23 protein-coding genes are annotated in these 19,445 nt (G+C 50.8%); 18 read left to right on the forward strand and 5 right to left on the reverse strand.

What is annotated here, in order from left to right; all coding sequences use genetic code 11:
* Window positions 1-642, forward strand: coding sequence for a pyridoxamine 5'-phosphate oxidase (pdxH, locus tag ABD846_RS14045; protein ID WP_344828364.1), 642 nt, complete (start codon window positions 1-3; stop codon window positions 640-642).
* Window positions 643-672: 30 nt separating this feature from the next.
* The gene (locus tag ABD846_RS14050) at window positions 673-1,698 is read left to right on the forward strand and encodes a formimidoylglutamase (RefSeq protein WP_344828367.1); all 1,026 of its coding nucleotides are present in this window, start codon (window positions 673-675) and stop codon (window positions 1,696-1,698) included.
* Here ABD846_RS14050 and ABD846_RS14055 read toward each other — a convergent pair.
* The 3 genes from ABD846_RS14055 to folP form a co-directional block, all read right to left on the reverse strand.
* Window positions 1,695-2,234, reverse strand: a complete 540-nt coding sequence (locus ABD846_RS14055; RefSeq protein ID WP_344828370.1) for an RNA methyltransferase — start codon at window positions 2,232-2,234, stop codon at window positions 1,695-1,697. The genes ABD846_RS14050 and ABD846_RS14055 overlap by 4 nt on opposite strands.
* Window positions 2,235-2,254: 20 nt before the next feature.
* Window positions 2,255-3,967 (reverse strand): amino acid permease, encoded by a 1,713-nt coding sequence (locus ABD846_RS14060; RefSeq protein ID WP_344828374.1) that lies wholly within the window; start codon window positions 3,965-3,967, stop codon window positions 2,255-2,257.
* A gap of 90 nt (window positions 3,968-4,057) precedes the next feature.
* Window positions 4,058-4,909: a dihydropteroate synthase gene (gene folP, locus ABD846_RS14065; RefSeq protein WP_344828377.1), complete on the reverse strand. Its 852-nt coding sequence runs from the start codon at window positions 4,907-4,909 to the stop codon at window positions 4,058-4,060.
* A 34-nt stretch (window positions 4,910-4,943) separates the two neighbouring features.
* On the opposite strand from folP, the gene ABD846_RS14070 reads away from it, so the two are divergent.
* The 5 genes from ABD846_RS14070 (at window position 4,944) to mutY (ending at window position 9,210) form a co-directional block, all read left to right on the forward strand.
* Entirely contained in the window at window positions 4,944-5,501 is a 558-nt protein-coding gene (locus tag ABD846_RS14070; protein ID WP_344828380.1) for a DUF1599 domain-containing protein, read from the forward strand.
* 6 nt (window positions 5,502-5,507) lie between these two features.
* Window positions 5,508-5,879 carry a hypothetical protein gene (locus ABD846_RS14075; protein WP_344828383.1) on the forward strand — a complete coding sequence of 124 codons (372 nt, stop codon included), beginning with the start codon at window positions 5,508-5,510 and terminating at the stop codon, window positions 5,877-5,879.
* Between the two features lie 81 nt (window positions 5,880-5,960).
* Window positions 5,961-7,091: a BT_3928 family protein gene (locus ABD846_RS14080; RefSeq protein WP_344828386.1), complete on the forward strand. Its 1,131-nt coding sequence runs from the start codon at window positions 5,961-5,963 to the stop codon at window positions 7,089-7,091.
* Between the two features lie 3 nt (window positions 7,092-7,094).
* Window positions 7,095-8,138 carry an ABC transporter permease gene (locus ABD846_RS14085; RefSeq protein ID WP_344828389.1) on the forward strand — a complete coding sequence of 348 codons (1,044 nt, stop codon included), beginning with the start codon at window positions 7,095-7,097 and terminating at the stop codon, window positions 8,136-8,138.
* A gap of 4 nt (window positions 8,139-8,142) precedes the next feature.
* Window positions 8,143-9,210 carry an A/G-specific adenine glycosylase gene (gene mutY, locus ABD846_RS14090; RefSeq protein ID WP_344828392.1) on the forward strand — a complete coding sequence of 356 codons (1,068 nt, stop codon included), beginning with the start codon at window positions 8,143-8,145 and terminating at the stop codon, window positions 9,208-9,210.
* Here mutY and corA read toward each other — a convergent pair.
* Both corA and ABD846_RS14100 read right to left on the reverse strand, forming a co-directional pair.
* Window positions 9,207-10,301 (reverse strand): magnesium/cobalt transporter CorA, encoded by a 1,095-nt coding sequence (gene corA / locus ABD846_RS14095; protein WP_344828395.1) that lies wholly within the window; start codon window positions 10,299-10,301, stop codon window positions 9,207-9,209. The two genes, mutY and corA, sit on opposite strands and share 4 nt — an antisense overlap.
* 73 nt (window positions 10,302-10,374) lie before the next feature.
* Window positions 10,375-11,208: a choice-of-anchor V domain-containing protein gene (locus ABD846_RS14100; protein WP_344828398.1), complete on the reverse strand. Its 834-nt coding sequence runs from the start codon at window positions 11,206-11,208 to the stop codon at window positions 10,375-10,377.
* 143 nt (window positions 11,209-11,351) lie between these two features.
* Between ABD846_RS14100 and trmB the strand changes: the two genes are divergently transcribed.
* The 11 genes from trmB to ABD846_RS14155 all read left to right on the forward strand — a co-directional run bounded on the left by trmB (window position 11,352) and on the right by ABD846_RS14155 (window position 19,393).
* Window positions 11,352-12,050 carry a tRNA (guanosine(46)-N7)-methyltransferase TrmB gene (gene trmB, locus ABD846_RS14105; RefSeq protein WP_344828400.1) on the forward strand — a complete coding sequence of 233 codons (699 nt, stop codon included), beginning with the start codon at window positions 11,352-11,354 and terminating at the stop codon, window positions 12,048-12,050.
* On the forward strand, window positions 12,034-12,228 hold the full coding sequence (locus ABD846_RS14110; RefSeq protein WP_344828403.1) for a C1orf53 family protein: 195 nt from the start codon (window positions 12,034-12,036) through the stop codon (window positions 12,226-12,228). The genes trmB and ABD846_RS14110 overlap by 17 nt, the downstream gene beginning before the upstream one ends.
* Window positions 12,209-12,547 carry an MGMT family protein gene (locus tag ABD846_RS14115; protein ID WP_344828406.1) on the forward strand — a complete coding sequence of 113 codons (339 nt, stop codon included), beginning with the start codon at window positions 12,209-12,211 and terminating at the stop codon, window positions 12,545-12,547. Before ABD846_RS14110 ends, ABD846_RS14115 begins: the two co-directional genes overlap by 20 nt.
* 71 nt (window positions 12,548-12,618) lie before the next feature.
* Window positions 12,619-13,098: an OsmC family protein gene (locus ABD846_RS14120; RefSeq protein WP_344828409.1), complete on the forward strand. Its 480-nt coding sequence runs from the start codon at window positions 12,619-12,621 to the stop codon at window positions 13,096-13,098.
* Window positions 13,099-13,110: 12 nt separating this feature from the next.
* The gene (gene pyk, locus ABD846_RS14125) at window positions 13,111-14,535 is read left to right on the forward strand and encodes a pyruvate kinase (protein ID WP_344828412.1); all 1,425 of its coding nucleotides are present in this window, start codon (window positions 13,111-13,113) and stop codon (window positions 14,533-14,535) included.
* Between the two features lie 84 nt (window positions 14,536-14,619).
* Window positions 14,620-15,612, forward strand: coding sequence for a phosphotransferase enzyme family protein (locus tag ABD846_RS14130; RefSeq protein WP_344828415.1), 993 nt, complete (start codon window positions 14,620-14,622; stop codon window positions 15,610-15,612).
* Window positions 15,613-15,871: 259 nt separating this feature from the next.
* A complete protein-coding gene (locus tag ABD846_RS14135) occupies window positions 15,872-16,093 on the forward strand; it encodes a hypothetical protein (protein ID WP_344828417.1) in 222 nt (73 codons plus the stop codon).
* 44 nt (window positions 16,094-16,137) lie between these two features.
* Window positions 16,138-16,614, forward strand: coding sequence for a GNAT family N-acetyltransferase (locus ABD846_RS14140; protein WP_344828420.1), 477 nt, complete (start codon window positions 16,138-16,140; stop codon window positions 16,612-16,614).
* 41 nt (window positions 16,615-16,655) lie between these two features.
* On the forward strand, window positions 16,656-17,432 hold the full coding sequence (locus tag ABD846_RS14145) for a YoaK family protein (protein ID WP_344828423.1): 777 nt from the start codon (window positions 16,656-16,658) through the stop codon (window positions 17,430-17,432).
* Window positions 17,433-17,597: 165 nt separating this feature from the next.
* Window positions 17,598-18,818, forward strand: coding sequence for an MFS transporter (locus ABD846_RS14150; RefSeq protein ID WP_344828426.1), 1,221 nt, complete (start codon window positions 17,598-17,600; stop codon window positions 18,816-18,818).
* A gap of 8 nt (window positions 18,819-18,826) precedes the next feature.
* Entirely contained in the window at window positions 18,827-19,393 is a 567-nt protein-coding gene (locus ABD846_RS14155; RefSeq protein ID WP_344828429.1) for a cysteine hydrolase family protein, read from the forward strand.
* The last annotated feature ends 52 nt before the right edge of the window (window positions 19,394-19,445 follow it).

The raw sequence follows: 19,445 nt of genomic DNA on the forward strand, positions 1-19,445 counted from the left end.
TTGTCTTCGATAGCCGATATACGTACAGATTATCAGTTGGCCACCCTGGATGAACAAGCTGTGGGTGATGACCCACTTGTGTTTTTCTCCCGCTGGTTCTCCGAAGCGCTCGCCGCGCAGGTGATCGAGGTAAATGCAATGACCCTCGCAACTGTAGATGCCCGGCAAAGACCGCACGCGCGTATTGTCCTTCTCAAGGGAGTCGAGCAGGGAGGCTTCGTTTTCTTTACAAATTATAACAGCGACAAAGGAAAAGAAATCGCGGATCATGCACATGCTGCGCTTGTTTTCTTCTGGCCGGAGCTGCAACGTCAGGTAAGGGTGGAGGGACGTGTGCAAAAAGTCTCCTCCGATGCCAGCGATGCTTATTTCCGGAGCCGACCGGCTGCAAGCCGTATAGGCGCCTGGGCTTCTCCGCAAAGTGCCGAAATCCATGGTCGCGAAGTGATCGAACAGAACGAACAGCAATACAGCGAACGTTTTGCAGACGGTGATATTCCAAGACCTGAACACTGGGGAGGCTATGCTGTAATTCCTGATCGTATCGAATTCTGGCAAGGGCGTGCAAGCCGTCTTCATGATCGCATCTGTTTCGAACCGGATAACGCCGGTAGCTGGCGCAAATTCCGTCTGGCTCCTTAGCGTATCGCGCAATCACTAATCCTTTAGCTGATGAGCCGCTTCTTCTCACTCTTTACCGATAAGCACTTAAGCGATCTGCTTACCCTGCGTGCAGGGGAAACGCGTCTGGGTCAATGTGTGCATGTGCCGGTGACCGGTACTGCCGTCGAAGATGCGATACAGCTGAGCAATGCAAAGTTTGTGCTGCTTGGTATCCCCGAAGACATAGGCGTACGCGCCAATATGGGCATCGGCGGAGCTGCGTCTGCCTGGCCGCTTGCGCTCAGATCGCTGCTGCATATTCAATCGACTCCTGCCTTCTCAGGCGCAGAACTGCTGATCCTGGGACATTTTGATTTTTCGGAATGGATGGTGGAATCCCGCCAGGCGGATACAGATGCATTAAGAAAGCTCACTGCCCGTATAGATGAAGAGGTGGCGCCCGTAATCAGCACAATTGTTGCGGCCGGGAAAATTCCTATTGTGATCGGTGGTGGCCACAATAATGCTTATCCGCTGCTGAAAGGCGTCTCGGATGCATTGGGGCATCCGGTTCACTGCATCAACCTGGATGCTCATTCCGACTACCGTCGTATGGAAGGCCGTCACAGTGGTAACGGATTCCGCTACGCCCGTGAGCATGGTTATCTGGACCGTTATGCAATCGTCGGGCTGCATGAATCATACAACGCTGCGGATATTGTAGCTACCATCAGCAAAGAAACCTACCTGCACGCTTCGTTTTTTGAAGATATTTTTATCCGCCATAAATTTTCCTTCGCCGAAGCGCTTTCCGGAGCGGCAGCTCATTTAAAGGGTGGTATATCCGGAATAGAACTGGATATGGATGCTATAGAAGGCGTATTGTCCAGCGCGCAAACTCCCAGTGGTATCAGTACACGCGAAGCAAGGCAGTATATTCATTTCTGTACACACGCGCTGATACCCTGCTACCTGCATTTGCCCGAGGCCGCAGCTGTATTGAATGGCCGTACAGACGAGGCGCCGCTTACCGGAAAATTACTGGCGTACCTTATTGCAGACTTTATCAAGGGAATGGCAGCACGCCATCATTAGGATATCGATTTCCTGCGGACAAACTCCCAGACCACAATTCCCAGACTAACTGTAATGTTCAGCGAATGTTTGCTGCCGTATTGAGGTATCTCGATACATGCATCGCTGGCTGCCAAAGCCGTATCGCTGACGCCGCTCACCTCGTTTCCGAAAATCAGCGCCGTGGGCCTTTCGAGAAATTCTGCCGCTGCGGTATTCAGTCCGATACTGTTGTGCGCCTGTTCCACCGATACCACCTGGTATCCCTCGTCTCTGGCAGCGGCGATCGCTTCCGCAACACCGGAAAAATGTTTCCAGGTAACGGTTTCGGTTGCTCCCAGCGCCGTTTTATGAATATCGCGGTGCGGAGGTTGCGGCGTATAACCGCACAGGTACAGCGCCGTAACGGCGAACGCATCTGCAGTACGGAAGGCGGAACCTACGTTCTGCATACTGCGCACATCGTCGAGTATCAGGATCAGCGGAAACTTGGGAGCATTCTGGTTCTCAGCAGCGGCAATACGCTGAAGGTCATCCATCGATTTACGGGTAAACAAAGCAGGATTTTTTATTAATACTAGCGCGCAAGTTTACTGTTTTTTCGGCCGTAGGCCAAATAGATCATCATCCCTATCGCCAGCCATACAATAAAACGTACCCAGTTTACCACACCCAGCGTTGATAAGAGGTAGAGGCAGGATAATACGCCCAGCAAAGGAATCAGTGAATAGCGGCGCACAAACGCCAGTCCGCATGCAATGGCAAAACAAACATAAAACAGCCAGGACGGGATCAGGTGTTTCCAGACTTCATAGCCACCTTCCATAGTGAAAATGCCAGAGGCGATGTTCTTACCCTCAGCATCTTCGCGGAATAAAAGCCACAATACGCCCAACACAATAACCGGCGCACCTATACGGGCATTGATATAAGGAACTTTGAATTTCGGATCGGGAAGATCTTTCCGCTTTTGCAACACCATAATACCGGCACAAACAAGGGTAAAGGCAAATAAAGTGCCGATAGAACACATGTCTGTTACGAAAGCTGCGTCCATAAACAGTGCGGGAATACCTACGAGAAATCCCGTGAGGATCGTGGCAAATTTCGGTGTTTTAAAACGCGGGTGGATTTCGGCAAACTTTGCAGGTAACAATCCGTCCCTGCTCATGCTCATCCAGATACGGGGCTGACCGATCTGGAAAACCAACAGCACGCTGGCCGTCGCGATCAATGCACTGAATGCGATCACGCCGCCAATCCAGTTGATGCCTCTCTGGAGAAAAGCATTTGCGAGGAATGCCTCATTGCCCAAAGAGGTGTATTTGACCATGCCGGTAAGAATCAGCGCAGCACATATGTATATGAGCGTTGCAACCAGCAACGAGTACAGCATACCTCGCGGAAGATCCCGCTGCGGATTGCGGCACTCTTCTGCAGTTGTAGACAGCGCATCGAAACCTATATAGGCAAAGAATACGGCACTCGTTCCTTTCAGCACGCCTTCCATTCCGTTTGGCGCAAAGGGTGTCCAGTTTTCCGGTTGCACGTAAAAAGCGCCGATAATCACTACGATCAGCACCACCAGCACTTTAAAGATCACCATGCCGTTGCTTACTGCCCGGCTTTCCTTGATGCCTATATACACCAGCGCCGTAATGATGAACGTAATCACGAAGGCGGGCAGATTCAGAATCAGCGGAAGACTGCCTATATGAGGCGCGCTGTTCCAGAGCTGCTCGGCAGCGCGTTGTGCTTCGGTTGCAATTTTGCCATCGGTAAGCGAAGAAAGATAACCCAGATGCCCGTTACGGATTTCGAGGAAACTGCGGGTGAGATAATCAGGAAGATGGATACCGATCTGCCTCAGGAATGTGGTAAAATTGCCGCTCCACGAAATGGCTACGGTGACATTGCCAATGGCGTATTCCATGATCAGGTCCCAGCCGATGATCCAGGCAATGAGTTCCCCGAACGTAGTATAACTGTATGTGTAAGCACTTCCCGAAACGGGTATGCGTGAAGCCATTTCTGCATAGCAAAGGGCAGAAAAGCCGCAGGTAAGCGCAATGCCGATAAACAGGAAAATGACCGCGGGTCCGCCGTCGAAACAGGCCGTACCGATAGTGCTGAAAATACCGGCGCCGATAATGGCAGCCATCCCGAACAAAGTGAGGTCGCGTACGGAAAGTACCTTGTGCAGTCCCGTATGCTCTGCATCGCCGAAACCGGCCTGGGCATCTGCGACGATGCGTTGAATTGATTTTTTCCGGAAAAAGGAAGCAAACATGAGCGAAAGATAGTTTGATTTTTTATGAATGCCGGTAAAGCCCTTGTTTTTCCTGTTTAAAATGATCAGCAATATTCTATTAAGCAATAGCTAAAGCATCTCGAACAGGTTTATGGCTTCCCGCGCTGCCGCAACGTCATGCACCCGCAATAAAGTACTTCCCTGTTGCAGTGCCACCATATGAAGGGCTGTCGTGCCGTTCAGCGCCTCTTCCGCCGTATTGCCCAATGTTTTGTAGATGATCGATTTGCGGGAGATACCGGTAAGGACAGGTCTGCCCATCCCGCGTAAAGCCGAAAGATGATTCATCAGATCATAGTTCTCTTGCAGGGTTTTGGAAAAGCCGAATCCCGGATCCAGGATCACATCTTTAATGCCGGCATCTGTGCAGCGTCGCAAAGCCTGTCGCAGATCTTCATATACTCCTTCCGTTACATTGGCGTATCCGGAGGGCTGGTGCATAGTTTCCGGTGTGCCGCGTAAGTGCATGAGTATATAAGGTACGCCCATTTCTGCAACGGCAGAAAGCATTGTATCATCGAACAAACCGCCGCTGATGTCATTTACGATATGTGCGCCGGCGGCTACAGCCTGCCGGGCTACAGACGACCGGTACGTATCCACCGAAAGCCAGGTTTCCGGGAAATGCCGGTTTAGCAGCTCGATCGCTGGTATTATACGGTCGGTTTCTTCCTGTTCACTCACATTATCAGCGCCCGGCCTGGTAGACACGCCGCCGATATCCAGTATAACGGCAGTCTGCCGGATCATTTCCTCAGCACGTTGCAGCATTTCTTCGGTACCGCGCTTGCGGCTGCCTGCAAAAAAGCTGTCCGGGGTAGCATTGATAATGCCCATGATCTGTGGCCGGGACAGGTCCAGCAACTTTCCTTTACTTTGCAGCAGTGTGGCAACGGGCAAATATGTATTTTTGAAGCTCATAAATCAGATCCTAAGCAGGAAGCACAAAAATAAAATGACTACAGCAAGTAATACACTGAATCAGTACGAAAATATTATTCATTCCTGCCGGGACCTGTACCTTAAAAAAGCTGCGGACTACGGAACGTCCTGGCGTGTATTGCGTCCGGTATCTATCGTCGACCAGATTTATATCAAAGCATGGCGTATCCGGCAGATACAGGAAAACACTGTACAACTGATCGAAGACTCCGTGGAAAGCGAGTTCATCGGCATCGTTAACTACGGCATCATTGCATTGATACAGCAGCAATTAGGGGCGGACGAACAGATCGATCTTTCGGTTGAGGAGGCCCGTACGTATTACGACCTGCATGCGAACGCCGTAAAGGAACTGATGCTGAAAAAGAACCACGATTATGGCGAGGCATGGCGCGCGATGTCCCAGGCATCCTTCGTGGACCTGATTCTGGTAAAGTTGCTGCGCATCCGCCAGATCATCGCCAACGACGGCCGTGTTCAGGTATCCGAAGGCGCAGACGCGAACTTTGCGGACATCGTTAATTACGCTTTGTTTGCGCTGATCCGTATCGGTGAGGAACGTAACAATTGATATACCATGGACAATACCGCAGATAAATCCAAACCTATGATGGTGATGATCTCCGGTCCTTACACACACGGGTCGGCAGACCCTGCAGTATGGAGCCGCAATCATGCTTACCTGAATGAGTTGGCGCTCGCAGTGTTTCGGAAAGGGCATGTTCCGGTGCTGGGTGTGAACGCATTTCTGCCGGTTATTGAAGCTGCCGGTACCGACATATATGCAATGATGCCCCTGTGCCTGCATCTCGCTGATCGTTGCGACGCTGTATTGCGTATGGGAGGTGCTTCTGCCGGCGCGGATCAGGAAGTGGCGGTGTTTGTCGCCAAAGGCCTGCCGGTTTTTTACAGCTTGGAAGAACTCCCTGCCTGTGCGCCCGGTATCTAGCCGGTACCGCTTTTCACAAATGCGCAACACGGTCCTTTAAAACTTTCCCTATTTTTGAAAGACCTTAACTAACGAAACACTATGAAATATCTGCTTTGGCTGCTGCGCATCATTGTCGGTGTGCTGTTTATATTCTCCGGACTCATTAAAGCGAACGACCCTTACGGGCTGAGCTACAAAATGAATGAATTTTTTGAAGTCTGGGGCATGCATGGTCTGATGCCTTATTCCCTCGCCTTTTCCGTGGCTATGATCGGCTTTGAGATCATCGCAGGGGTGGCGGTTTTGCTGGGCGTTGCGTTCCGCATATTTTCATTTCTGTTACTGTTGCTCACCGGTTTCTTTACCTTTCTTACGGCTTACGTTTACCTTACCGACAAGATCAAAGAATGTGGCTGCTTTGGTGATTGTATCAAGATATCGAATGCAGAAACATTCTGGAAAGATGTGATCCTGCTGGCTTTTGTGCTGATCCTGTTCGCTTTTCGTAAGAGGGTCCCGCAAATGTTCAATAATCGTATTACAGGCGTATTGATGACAATTACGGTAATACTGGCTTTCGGTATTCAATGGCGAACGCTGAACTACCTCCCTTACTTCGATTGTCTTGCTTACAAAAAGGGAACGCATATCTGGACGAAGATGCAGGCCCCTCCCGGATCGAAACCGGATGTTTACAAGACGATCATGATATATGAGAAAGACGGCAAGCAACAGGAGTTCGATGAAAACAATTTTCCCTGGGAAGATTCTACCTGGAAATTTGTGGATAGCAAAAGTATCCTTATTCAGAAAGGAAACGCTGATCCTGAGATCAAGGATTTTGTGCTGAGTGATTATGAAGGAAATGAACAGACCGAGGCGATCTTAAAACAACCGGGATACACCTTCTTTTTATTTATCCGTGATGTAAATAAAGCCAGTACGGAAAATATCGACCGCATCCATAACCTGATCCGGCAATCGGTGCAACTGAATGTGCCATTCTACGTACTCACATCCTCAGGGCGTAATGATGCAAACCGTTTCTCTGAGCAATACAAATTACAGGGAGCGCAATGGCTGGTGATGGATGTAACCGTTAGCAAAACAGCCATGCGTACCAACCCGGGACTGATGTTGCTGCAGGATGGCACTATCCGCGGAAAATGGTCGTTCAAGACGTATCCGAAAGGAATCACACTCACCGGAAATACGCTTTCTTACCAATAAGCTATGTTGCGAAGGCTCGGTTACAGTTTACTCGTACTCTGGGGAGTGGTGAGCCTCGTGTTTGTGCTGTTCAATGTGCTGCCTGCCGATCCGGCCCGGCTAACACTGGGACAGCGCAGCGATCTCAGTTCTCTCGAAAATGTGCGCAGGGAACTGAACCTCGATAAGCCGCTTGGTGAGCGATACCTGCTGTACCTGAACGACCTTGCGCCTTTGTCCGTTTATAAGCACAGTCCGGAAAATGCGTTGAAATATAACTACCATGTATTATTTCACTCCGGCACTAAAGAAGTTGTCTTAAAGCGGCCCTATCTGGGGCGTTCGTACCGCACCAAACGGAATGTAGCTGAAGTGTTGGGAGAAGCATTACCCGGAACACTCGTGCTGGCAGTTACTGCAATGCTGATAGCAATGCTGCTGGGTATTGCGCTGGGGATGCTGTCTGCTTACTATAAAGGTACCTGGATCGATACTTCAGCTGTTGCCGCATCGGTGGCGGGTATATCGCTGCCTTCTTTTTTTGCCGGGCTTCTGGTAGCATATGTTTTTGCGTACGTACTTCAGCGGTACACCGGTCTGGAAATGACCGGCAGTCTCTGGGAATATAACCCGCTTACCGGTCAGAAAGTGCTCGCGCTGCGACACCTGGTCCTGCCGGCATTTGCTTTAGGCGTAAGACCACTGGCGATCATCACACAGCTCACACGCAGTTCGCTGCTGGATACGATTCATAAAGATTTTATACGGACCGGGTATGCAAAAGGGTTGTCCCGGTTTCAGGTGTATATGCGCCATGCATTGCCCAATGCATTGAATCCGGTGGTGACGGCTATTTCCGGCTGGACAGCAGAGCTGCTGGCAGGTTCGTTTTTTGTGGAATATATTTTCGGATGGAAGGGCCTGGGTAAACTCACGGTAGATGCGTTGGACCGCTTCGATTTTCCGTTGGTGATGGGTTCGGTGCTGCTTTCCGCAACGATATTTGTTGTGGTAAACCTGCTTACAGACCTTATTTATACCCGGCTCGATCCACGGGTGCGTATCTGATATTATGGCAACAAAAGCGCAATATGTATTTTTCCGGGAATCGCTGATGCGGTGGCACCGCGAGCAAAACGATCGTTCGTTACCCTGGAAAGGAGAGCGCAACGCATACAGGATATGGCTTTCCGAAATCATACTGCAGCAGACCAGAGCAGCGCAGGGATTGGACTATTATCTGAAATTTACCCGCACTTACCCGGATATCCGTTCACTGGCGGCTGCTCCCGATGAGGAGGTTTTCCGTCTGTGGCAGGGGCTTGGCTATTATAATCGATGCCGCAATATGCTCGCAACGGCACGCTTTATCAGCGATACGTATCAAGGCCGTTTTCCCGATACTTATGATGAGATCCTTGCATTGAAAGGGGTAGGGCCCTATACCGCTGCAGCAATCGCTTCGTTTGCGTTCGATCTGCCTCATGCTGTGGTGGATGGAAATGTGTACCGCGTATTATCACGCTTTTTCGCAATCGAAACCCCGGTGGACAGTACCGAAGGGAAGCGCATTTTTGCTTCACTGGCGCAGGAGCTGATAGATGCAGATTCCCCTGCTGCGTATAACCAGGCTATTATGGATCTGGGTGCTACGGTATGTACGCCTGCTGCACCTCTATGTATGTTTTGCCCGCTTGCAGAGCGCTGTGCCGCGTACCGTCAGAACCTGACCGGTCTGCTCCCGGTAAAGGAAAAGAAGCTGTCTGTTCAGACACGCCATTTCAATTACGTGGTGATGCGCTCCGGCGATTCAGTGTGGATACGGCAGCGTAAGGAAAAAGGTATCTGGCAGGATCTGCACGAATTCCTGCTCATTGAGACACCCGAAGCGGCAACCCTGAAACAGATCGAAAAAGAAATAAAACAGCTGACAACGGCGCGTGTCGCCCTGCGGCATATCGGAAGCCTGCGTCAACGCCTGACGCACCAACTGATATTATCCGAATTTTACGAAGCGCAATTATCCGCACAACTTACTGTTCCTGATACAGAGGGCTTCTGGGTAGACATCAGCGAATTGCAGCGCTTTGCATTCCCCAAGACGATGGTTTCATTCATAGCCGCACACCTGCACGGTTAAAGCCATTTTTTCCGCTTGAAATATAAGATCATCATCAGCGGTATCAGCAGCATAGCCGCAACGGATATGTAAAACCCGCGCTGATCATGCAGCAGAGGAATACGTTCAAAGTTCATTCCGAAAATGCCGCCGATTACCGTTGCCGGGGCCAGCAGCAGCGATACCATCGTAAAAATCTTCATCACCTCATTCATTTTGAGATTGATCCGGTTCATGTACAGATCCTGAAGGTTGCTGAGCATGTCACGAAGGTTTTCGCAGGTATCATTCGCCTGGATAATGTGGTCAGACACATCTTTGAAGTATTTTTCATGCCTGCTTTCGACCAGTTGGTTGCCTGTGCGGAGAAATCCGCCCACAAGCTCGCGAACCGGTGCTATCGATCTCTTCATCAGCATCACCTCTTTCCGCAGGTGGCTGATCGATGCCAGTATCGTGGCATCACGGTCGGCCAGCAACGCATCTTCGATCTCATCGATCTTATCCGCGAGCTTTTCCAATACCCCGAAATAACTGTCCACAATCACATCCAGCAGCGAATAACACAAGTAATCTGCTTTGCGCTCGCGCAGGCGCTGTCCGCCGCTGCGCAGCCGGTGCCTCAGCGGATCAAACACATCGCGGGTAGCGTCTTCCTGGAACGATAGTACAAAATTTTCACCCACTACAATGCTCACCTGCTCGAATTCGATACAGGCAGCAGTGTTGTTGAAATAGATCATCGGCAGCAGGCAGAACATACGATTGTCCATTTCATCCATCTTAGCCCTCTGCCCGATACTCAGGATGTCTTCCACCAGCAGCGGATGCACTTCAAAGGCCTGACAAAGCTGCTCCACTTCCTCTTTTTTGAGTCCGTCCGCATTGATCCAGGTGATGTATCCGGGTTTGCGCAGGTCCTGGTGATCTTTGATGGAACTGTATTGTTGTTCCAGCAGCTCGGTCTCATTATAGTGAAACACGGAATAGACCGATTGCACATCGGCCCGGCGTTGCGGCGGTTCCTGTGCGGGATCGTAAGCAATACGCCTTTTCTTCGGTTTCAACAGCTCTGGTATCAGTTGCAATGCCTTGTTTCTTTTGCTGCCCATAAGATCATTTAAAAAAAAGAAGTCCCTGCAAGATAAGCGCTTGCAGGGACTATGGAAGTGAATGATATGTTTATTATTCCTTCACGAAAACGGCTGATGAACGCTGTCCGTTTTCCAGCACGCTCAGCACGTAGGTGCCTTTTGCAAGTGAAGCGATATTGATATTCGCGGTATTTGCGGTACTGATCACCTGCGCACCGCTCACGCTGAAAATCGCAACAGAAGCAGTATTTGTGCTCAATCCTTTTACACTGATAAAATCCTGTGCAGGATTAGGCACAATCAGCAATTTATTGCTGATGCTGTTTTCCGTTATAGACGAGGCAGGCTTTTCCGTAAGTGATAATGTGAATCCGTTACTCGGCTGGTCGTTTGAAGTGGTACCTGTTCCGTCCACTGCATTCAGCATTCCGTAAAAAGTAACCGTACCCGTTCCCGCAGCAGGTGCCACCCAGCTGAAGCTTACTGTGTAAACGCCGGAACTTCCGGAAAGCGGTGTGGTATGCTCAACTATCTTAATGGAACTGGCAGTATGCACCGCAGTGGAAGAAGCTGTTGCGGTAAGCGTACCGGTGCTCGCATTGGAAGCATTCGTTACAGCAGCCTGAAATCCGAATTTGGGTTTTGCCGAAGTGTTGGTTCCTCCGATCGTTACCGTATAGGTTTTACCGGGAACATACTGGCTGACCGGTGTGGTTGGGGCGGCAGGATCCGCGACCACGAATGCGGCGGTAGTGGCACTGCTTGATGCCGCATGACAACCGCCTCCGCTGCAGCTTGCCGGAGAACCCGCAGCCCCTGTGCGGTTACCGGCTGCGGACTTGGTTGCCGGAGATGCTTCATAGCTGGACAAAGCAAGCGCGCCCAGGCCGGCGCAAAGCATTAAGGATAAATTTCTTTTCTTCATAAGTACAGTTTGGGTGACAAAATGATGTATGTTCTCAAAAATATGGTTTTCTGCTAATAAATGCTGTCCGGTATACTTTTTATCCCCTCCTTTTTCACCCTCTCCGCTGCGTTCCGTACCTTTGCCGCTCTTTATAGGTCAAAATGGGTCATAAAAAACTAATCCGCTTCCGTGCTATAGAAGGCTTCAGAAACGTGCTGCAATATCCGAAACACATGCCGGGCACCTGGCATGAATTCTTTCAGAATAATCATCCGATCACGCTGGAGCTTGCCTGCGGAAAAGGAGAATACAGCGTGAATCTGGGTCGTGAACACCGCAACCGGAACTTTGTGGGTGTGGATATCAAAGGCAACCGTATCTACAATGGTGCCAAAATAGCGATCCAGGAAGGCCTGGACAATGTTGCGTTTGTACGGGGGCAGATCGATCATCTGAATGAATACTTTGCCGAAAATGAAGTGAGCGACCTGTGGATCGTATTTTCCGACCCCTTCCTGAAAAAGCCCAAAAACCGGCTCACGCATCCGCGTTTCCTGAAATTGTACCAGCAGGTGATGAAGGAAGGCGGAGTCATCAAACTGAAAACCGATTCGCGCGAACTGTACGACTTCACACATGAGGTGATTGCCGAACAGTCCTGCTCCATTGTCGAAGATATACAGGATATCTACAGTAAGGGTAAAGCGACCGGTGCACTGGCCATACAGACGTTTTATGAAAAGATGCACCTGGCCGAAGGCCGGACAATCTATTACCTGGCATTTACACTGCCTGCTCATCCGATAGTGGTGCCGGAGCGCCGTAAAAAAGAGGCGGAGGAAGATGCGGCAGCCGAATAACGAAGACTATTATTTTCTGCCCGACGGGCGAATGGTGTTTACCGAAAAATATCACCTGAAGCGTGGCTATTGCTGCGGTTCCGGATGTCGCCATTGCCCTTTTGATTTTGAAAGCGTACCCGAACCCAAACGCAGCATATTGCAACAACAACAGAAAGATGCAGGACCCCGCAGCTGATATCGCCGAAGTAGTGTACGAGATCGTACGGCTGATCCCTGCGGGCAGGGTATCGTCGTACGGTGCCATTGCACGTGCGGTGGGCATGATATCAGGTGCGCGGATGGTGGGTTTTCTGATGGGCAGGTGTGGTGCTGTGGAACCAAAAGTGCCCGCACATCGCGTGGTGAACAGCTCGGGATTGCTTACCGGAAAATTCCATTTCGGTCCGGGCAATGAAATGCAGCGCCTGCTTGAGCGGGAAGGCATAACGGTGGAAAACGACCGCATCCGCGATTTCAAAAAATTATTCTGGGACCCGTCCGAAGAGATCCGCTAAAGTTTCATCTGATTTTAACGCAGTCGGTACCGGAACTAAGGTACATTTGTAAGGACTAAAACAAGTGCTACATGACCGACAAGCATCATCACTACACCCTCGAGGTGGAATGGACAGGCAATAACGGTATCGGAACCGAGAATTACGAAGTGTACAGCAGGAGTCACCTCGTGCGGGCTGCCCACAAACCCGTTATCGAAGCATCTTCCGACGCGGCGTTCCGCGGAGATGTCGAAAAATACAACCCGGAAGAGTTGTTCGTTGCATCTATATCGTCCTGCCATATGCTTTGGTACCTGCACCTTTGCGCAGATAACGACATCGTGGTGCATGCATACCGCGACAACCCGGAAGGCACCTTATGCGAGCCTGCAGGCGCTCCCGGTCATTTCGCATCCGTGGTACTCAAACCCAGCGTAACGGTTGCCGAAGAGTGGATGGTGGAAAAAGCAAACAGTCTGCACGAGCAGGCGCACGAACGTTGTTTTATCGCCAACTCCTGCAATTTCCCGATTTCAGTTGTGCCCGAATGCAGCGTCGGCACTATTTAACCAAATCTCATTATGCTACATAAAACCAAGATTGTTGCAACGGTCGGACCGGCGTGCAACACTTACGACAAACTCCTCGAACTGGTACAGGAAGGGGTGAATGTCTTTCGTCTCAACTTCAGTCACGGAACCCACGAACAGCACCTGGAAGTGATCCGTCACATACACAACATCAACGAATCCTTTCCCTTCAATATCGCGATCCTTGCCGACCTCCAGGGGCCGAAACTGCGCGTGGGGGAAATAGAGGACGGTGTGATGGAGTTGAAAAAGGGCGACATTTTCTATTTTACCAATGAGTACAAACTCGGCAATTTTGACGGCGTTTATCTTTCCTATCCCAATTTCCATAACGATGTGAAAATAGGGGAGACGATCATGATCGACGATGGTAAGATAGAGGTAAAAGTGCTGGAAATAGGCGCCGACACCCGCGTGAAAGTGGAAGTGACCACTCCCGGCGACCTTACCTCGAAAAAGGGTATCAACCTGCCGGATACAAAAATCTCTTTGCCTTCGCTCACAGAGAAAGACCTTGCAGATATCGATTTCATTGTACAGAACCGTATCGACTGGGTGGCGCTTTCTTTCGTGCGCACCGCCGCTGATATTACCGGTCTGCGCGAAATACTGAAGTCGAAAGGGTATGATCATATGAAGATCATTGCCAAGATAGAGAAACCCGAAGCGTTGAACAACCTGCGCGAGATCATACTGGCATCCGATGCGGTGATGGTTGCCCGGGGCGACCTCGGAGTGGAACTGCCGCTGGAGCGCATCCCGATGATCCAGAAGACCATCGTGCGTAAATGTATCCACAGGGCCAAACCTGTGATCATTGCCACGCAGATGATGGAAAGTATGATGGACCGTACACGCCCGAACCGCAGCGAGATCACAGATGTGGCAAATGCGGTGCTGGAAGGTGCCGATGCGGTGATGCTCAGCGGAGAGACTGCAATGGGTAAATATCCCGCACGTGTGATCCGCACTATGGTGAGTATTATCAACGAAGTGGAAAAGGAGGAAACCGTGTACAACCGCAACCTCGTTCCCCAGCCTCATTCACCTTCCTTCCTGAGCGATGCGCTCTGCTACAATGCCTGCGAAATTGCGCATGCCGTAAAAGCGAATGCGCTGATCGGTATGACACAATCGGGGTACACCGGTTTTATGCTTTCCAGTTTCCGCCCGAGTTCTCCGCTCTTTGTGTTCACCAAGACACAATCGCTCGTGAATCAGCTGAGCCTGAGCTGGGGCGTACAGGCCTTTTTCTACGAAGCGGAAGACAGCATCGATAACATGATCGAAGACCAGATCCGGTTCCTGAAGGATAAAAATCTGGTGCGGGAAGGAGGCGTGGTGATCAATACCTGCAGCACGCCTGTTGCCGAGCATCTGCCTACCAATATGCTGAAGATTTCGAAAGTCAAATAAGCGCACAACAACCTATACCGATCCGGAAAGCACAAGTCGTGTTTTCCGGATTTCTTATCTCCGTCACTTTTTATCTTTCCCGCTATGTCTGTATTTCCCGTTATCACATCTGTAATTGAGCCTGCTGCGCTCGCGACATTTATCAGGGAGCGTTATGCGTTGACCGCTGAACCTTCCTGCCGCCTGCTCAAGACTGGTATCAACCATACTTACAGGATAGAGGCCGGCCTGCAAACCTTTGTGTTGCGCGTATATTGCTATGCGTGGCGTACTCCGGCGGAGATCGCTGAAGAAATGCGTCTGTTGCAGATGCTGGACGCCGCATCCATACCCGTCTCTGTTCCTGTGGCCGATAAAACGGGCAACCTCGTGCAGGAAATACAGGCGCCGGAAGGATTGCGCTACGCCGTATTGTTCTCGTTTGCCAAAGGAAGCAAACAGCAACAGTACGATGCCGCCACACACGAACACATAGGAGGTCTTATGGCTCAGATACATAAAGTAACGGAAGGGAAACAATTGCAGCGGACAACCTACGACAGCACAGCATTACTGGATGTCCCGCTGGAGCGCATACGCGTTTTCCTGCCCGAAGAAGCGGAAGAGATGCAATTCCTTATCCGCACCGGTGAACAGTTGAAAGCATACTGGAAGTCTGCCGATTCCTCCCGGATGAGGCAGGGCATCGTGCACCTCGACATCTGGTTTGATAACCTCAACATCACGGAAGACGGAGCCGTCACTTTATTCGATTTCGATTTTTGCGGAAACGGCTGGCTGGCACTGGACCTCGCTTATTACCTGATGCAACTGTACAATACGGAAAAGGATGCCGTAGTGCGAACGCATAAAACACAGGCATTCCTGAAGGGATATACTGCCGTACTTCCATTGAGCGAAGCGGAACGGGATATGCTTCCGGCTCTGGGTGTTTCGCTGTTTTACTTTTACCTGGGCGTACAATGCCAGCGGTTCGATAACTGGACAAATACGTTCCTCAATGAAGTCTATTTACGTCGCTACATCACGGTTTTTATACGCGGATACTACGAAAACGTACTGCAACCGCTCGGGTGATCATTCTTTTTTATTATACCCTCTGAGTTGCCGGTAAGGCATTTTCAGGCGCATTTTCGGCAGAAGTGCAAGTACCTCCCGAATTAAATCACAGTGGATTACGGTAAAGCTATATTTTCGAAATACTATAGATAAATTCATTAGTAGCCGCCGTATTTATTTGAAAGAGATACATGTTTTTATTATAGATTTAATTGCTGTCTTTATTTTTTTCATATTTGCGTCCCATTGTACTTTTTGCGTATAAGTGACTATAAAAATGAAACAGCCTGCACCTTCCCGACGAGCGCAAACCACCGATAATGCATCCGGCCGCAATCGCGGACCCAACCGTTCTCTTAATCCCAGATCGCTGATACGCGCCATCCTACTGATTATTTGCGTCCTGTGCGCAGCATGGGCAATCCGCGGCCTGTATCTCAACAATATGCAGCATGCGGAGCCCGCGGATACCGATACGCTGCAGTTTCCGCTGCGCTAGTGACGCACTTCGTACCTTAGTGCGCCTTCACCTTATTACCGCATATGGCAGCATTACCCTTGAAACATTGTGCAGAACTGTCCGTTCGGGAAAGGGACCAGCTGTTCCACCTGTGGAATCGCGAGTACCCGCTGTCGCTGCGGTACGCAGATACCGCAGCGCTGGACCGGTACCTGGCCCAATTAAGTAACGTGCGGCATTACCTGCTGCACAATGAGGGACAATTGCAGGCATGGGCTGTCGTATTCGACCGCAATGACGAACGCTGGTTTGCGATCATTGTAGATGAGGCACAGCAGGGGTGCGGCACCGGGCGTGCATTGCTGCAGCAACTGCAAAGAGACGAACCTGTATTGAACGGGTGGGTATCGGACAGGGAAGGGGAGTATAAGGCAGACGGTAGCCTTTACCGCATACCGCTCTCTTTTTACCTCAGGAACGGATTCACTATTGTGCCCGGCGAGCGACTGGAATTGCCGCAATTGTCGGCACTGAAAATCCGATGGCGGGCAGATGAATAATTGTTGCTTTTCCATGCCTGCGAAAGCAGTACCTTTAAGCTATGTTACGCCATGTAGGTGCAAAACGGAGTTTCCTGCATAATCTCCGCCTGGCTGTATTACTCTCCCTGAATGCAGGTTTCATCAATGCTGCGGGCTTTCTGGCATTTGCCGTACTGACCACCAATGTTACCGGGCACGCTGCTTTGCTTGCCGTTCATATTTCCGACGAAGACTGGCGGCATGTGCGCATGGTAGCGCTATGGCTGTTGTTGTTCCTGGCAGGAGCATTCCTTTCGGCGACGTACATCCGGCGGATCGGCGCCGATAAACCGCATGCGTACACCGTTCCCATTCTCGTGATCATTGCAGTACTGGTATTTGTGCTGCTTGCAGGTGATACTTATAGCGGTGGCTTTGCCCAGACGGGATATTTTGCAGGCAGCCTGTTGTTTGCAATGGGTATGCAGAATGCGCTCGTATCCATTATTTCCGGTTCTGTAGTGCGGACCACACACCTTACGGGCATGTTCACCGATCTGGGAATCGATCTTTCCGGACTGTTATTCAGCGGTCGTGCAGATGCATTGCTGCGGCGCAAGATCATCCTGCGCCTGTCGATTATTAGTTGTTTCCTGCTGGGGGGTATTGCCGGCGGACTCCTGTTTGCGCATTTCCGTTTCCGGGCTTTCGCCGTTCCGGTGCTATTGCTGATCCTGGCTTTATGCTACGATTATTTCCGGGTTCATTTCGCACATGCGCTGCGGCACAAAGGCCGTCATCATACGGCACTATTGCTGCTTATTGCCACCCGGATGTTTTTATCCATGTCCGTTTAATGCATTACCGTCCCGTCAGATAAAACGCATGCTGCTTGCTGATCTTGCCTCTTACATCGGTATCAGTCGCGAAATCCTGAGCAGAATCCGCAGCAATAAGTACTGAGGATTTTTTGATATTTATCACATTCAACGCAGGTCTGCTGCTGTACATTTGTGCAGCATATGCGCTTATCTGATAGCCTCATTTCCCTACGCAACCGCAATTTTTCCCTGTTCTTCTGGGGGCAGATGATATCGCGCGTGGGTATGTGGATGCAGCGCACCGCCGTAATATGGGTGGTGTATGAGATCACGGACAGTGCATTTATGATCGGAGTGGCGACGTTCGCCGAGCAGTTTCCTTCTTTTGTTTTTTCCGTGCGAGGCGGCATCATTGCCGACCAGTACAACCGCTACAAGGCGCTGATGGTCACGCAGGTGCTGTCTGCGCTTCAAGCCGTGGCTCTGGCTGCATGCTCTTTTGCCGATAATAAGAATGTGACCCTGATATTGCTGCTGAGCGTATTTCTTGGTATTGTGAATGCTTACGACGTGCCGGTGCGGCAATCGATGATCAATGAGATTGTGGAAAACAAAGAAGAATTGCCGAATGCCGTGGCGCTGAATTCCTCACTGAATACGTTTGCGAGGCTCATCGGCCCTGCGTTTGCGGGCTTTGTGCTTGCAAAGTACGGTGCATCTTTCTGCTTCGTGGCGAATGCCGTTTCGTTCATTGCGGTGATCGGCGGGATTGCCGCAATGCGTTTCCCGGCAAATACGTTCGAAACGGTGAAAACCCGCTCCCGCGGTCGTTTCAAAGAGGCGATCGTGTACCTGCGGCAGAACAGGCTTATCCTGACAGTGATTATTATTGCGGCCCTGTCCAATCTGCTGGTACTGCCGTTTGTTACCCTGCTGCCTGTATATACGAAAGAAGTGTTTCACGGTAATGCCGCCACTTTCGGCTGGCTTAATGCCGCTATGGGTGTGGGCGCTTTCGCAGGCTCGTTTTATCTCGCAGCGGGCGGTAAGGACGTGGATTTTCGCAGGCAGCTTCAGTTAAATACGTTTATGATGGGCGCGTCGCTGGTGCTGTTTGCCTACAGCAGCAGTCTGCCCGTATCGCTGTTGTTGCTGGTGCTGCTGGGATTCAGCTCTATCTGCCAGACATCGATCATCATCACTATTGTGCAGACGGATACGGATAAGGCATTCCGTGGCCGCATCATGAGTTTTATCGCAATGGCCATATTCGGGATGATGCCGCTGGGCAGCCTGCTTGTAGGGCGATTGGCCCCGGTGGCGGGCAATGCAAATGTACTGTGTGTGGAAGGGCTCTTGTCGATCATCATCGGCATGGCTTTCCGGAAGAACCTGATCGCGTTATTTCAACCAGATAAATAATCCTGAGAATGGACAAGCAACAATCGGCCTTATTGGTCATGGACATGCAGGTGCCGCTGCTACAACGCCTGCCCGACGGCGGAACTGCACTCGCGGGCAGGGTGGCGGCTGCGATCCGCAGTGCCCGCGAAAGGGAAATACCGGTTATTTTCGTACGCCTCGGATTCCGGAAAGGAATGCCCGAAGTGAGTCCGGAAAACAAAATGTTCTCCTCGCTGAAAAGCAGTATCGGCGACGAAGGGCTGGATGCATTTATGCAGATACACCCGCAGCTGGGCATGCTGGAAACCGACCTGCTGATCGACAAAAAGCGCATCAGTGCGTTCAGCGGCAACGACCTGGAGATGATCCTCCGCGCACAGAATATCCGCCACCTGGTGCTTACCGGCATCGCCACCAGCGGCATCGTGCTATCTACACAGCGGGAAGCCTTCGACAAGGATTTTGCCGTTACGATACTCGCCGACTGCTGTGCCGACAGTGATGCGGCCACACACGAATTCCTCATCACAAAGCTTCTGCCACGTCTGGCAACGGTCTCCACTCTTGAGGCCTGGGCCACCGATACCATGTAATACAAAGCCCGGCAGGAATGCTGCCGGGCTTTGCCGTAAAAGAAATTATCGT

The sequence above is a fragment of the Rurimicrobium arvi genome, from assembly GCF_039540495.1.
Taxonomy (GTDB): Bacteria; Bacteroidota; Bacteroidia; order Chitinophagales; family Chitinophagaceae; genus Rurimicrobium; species Rurimicrobium arvi.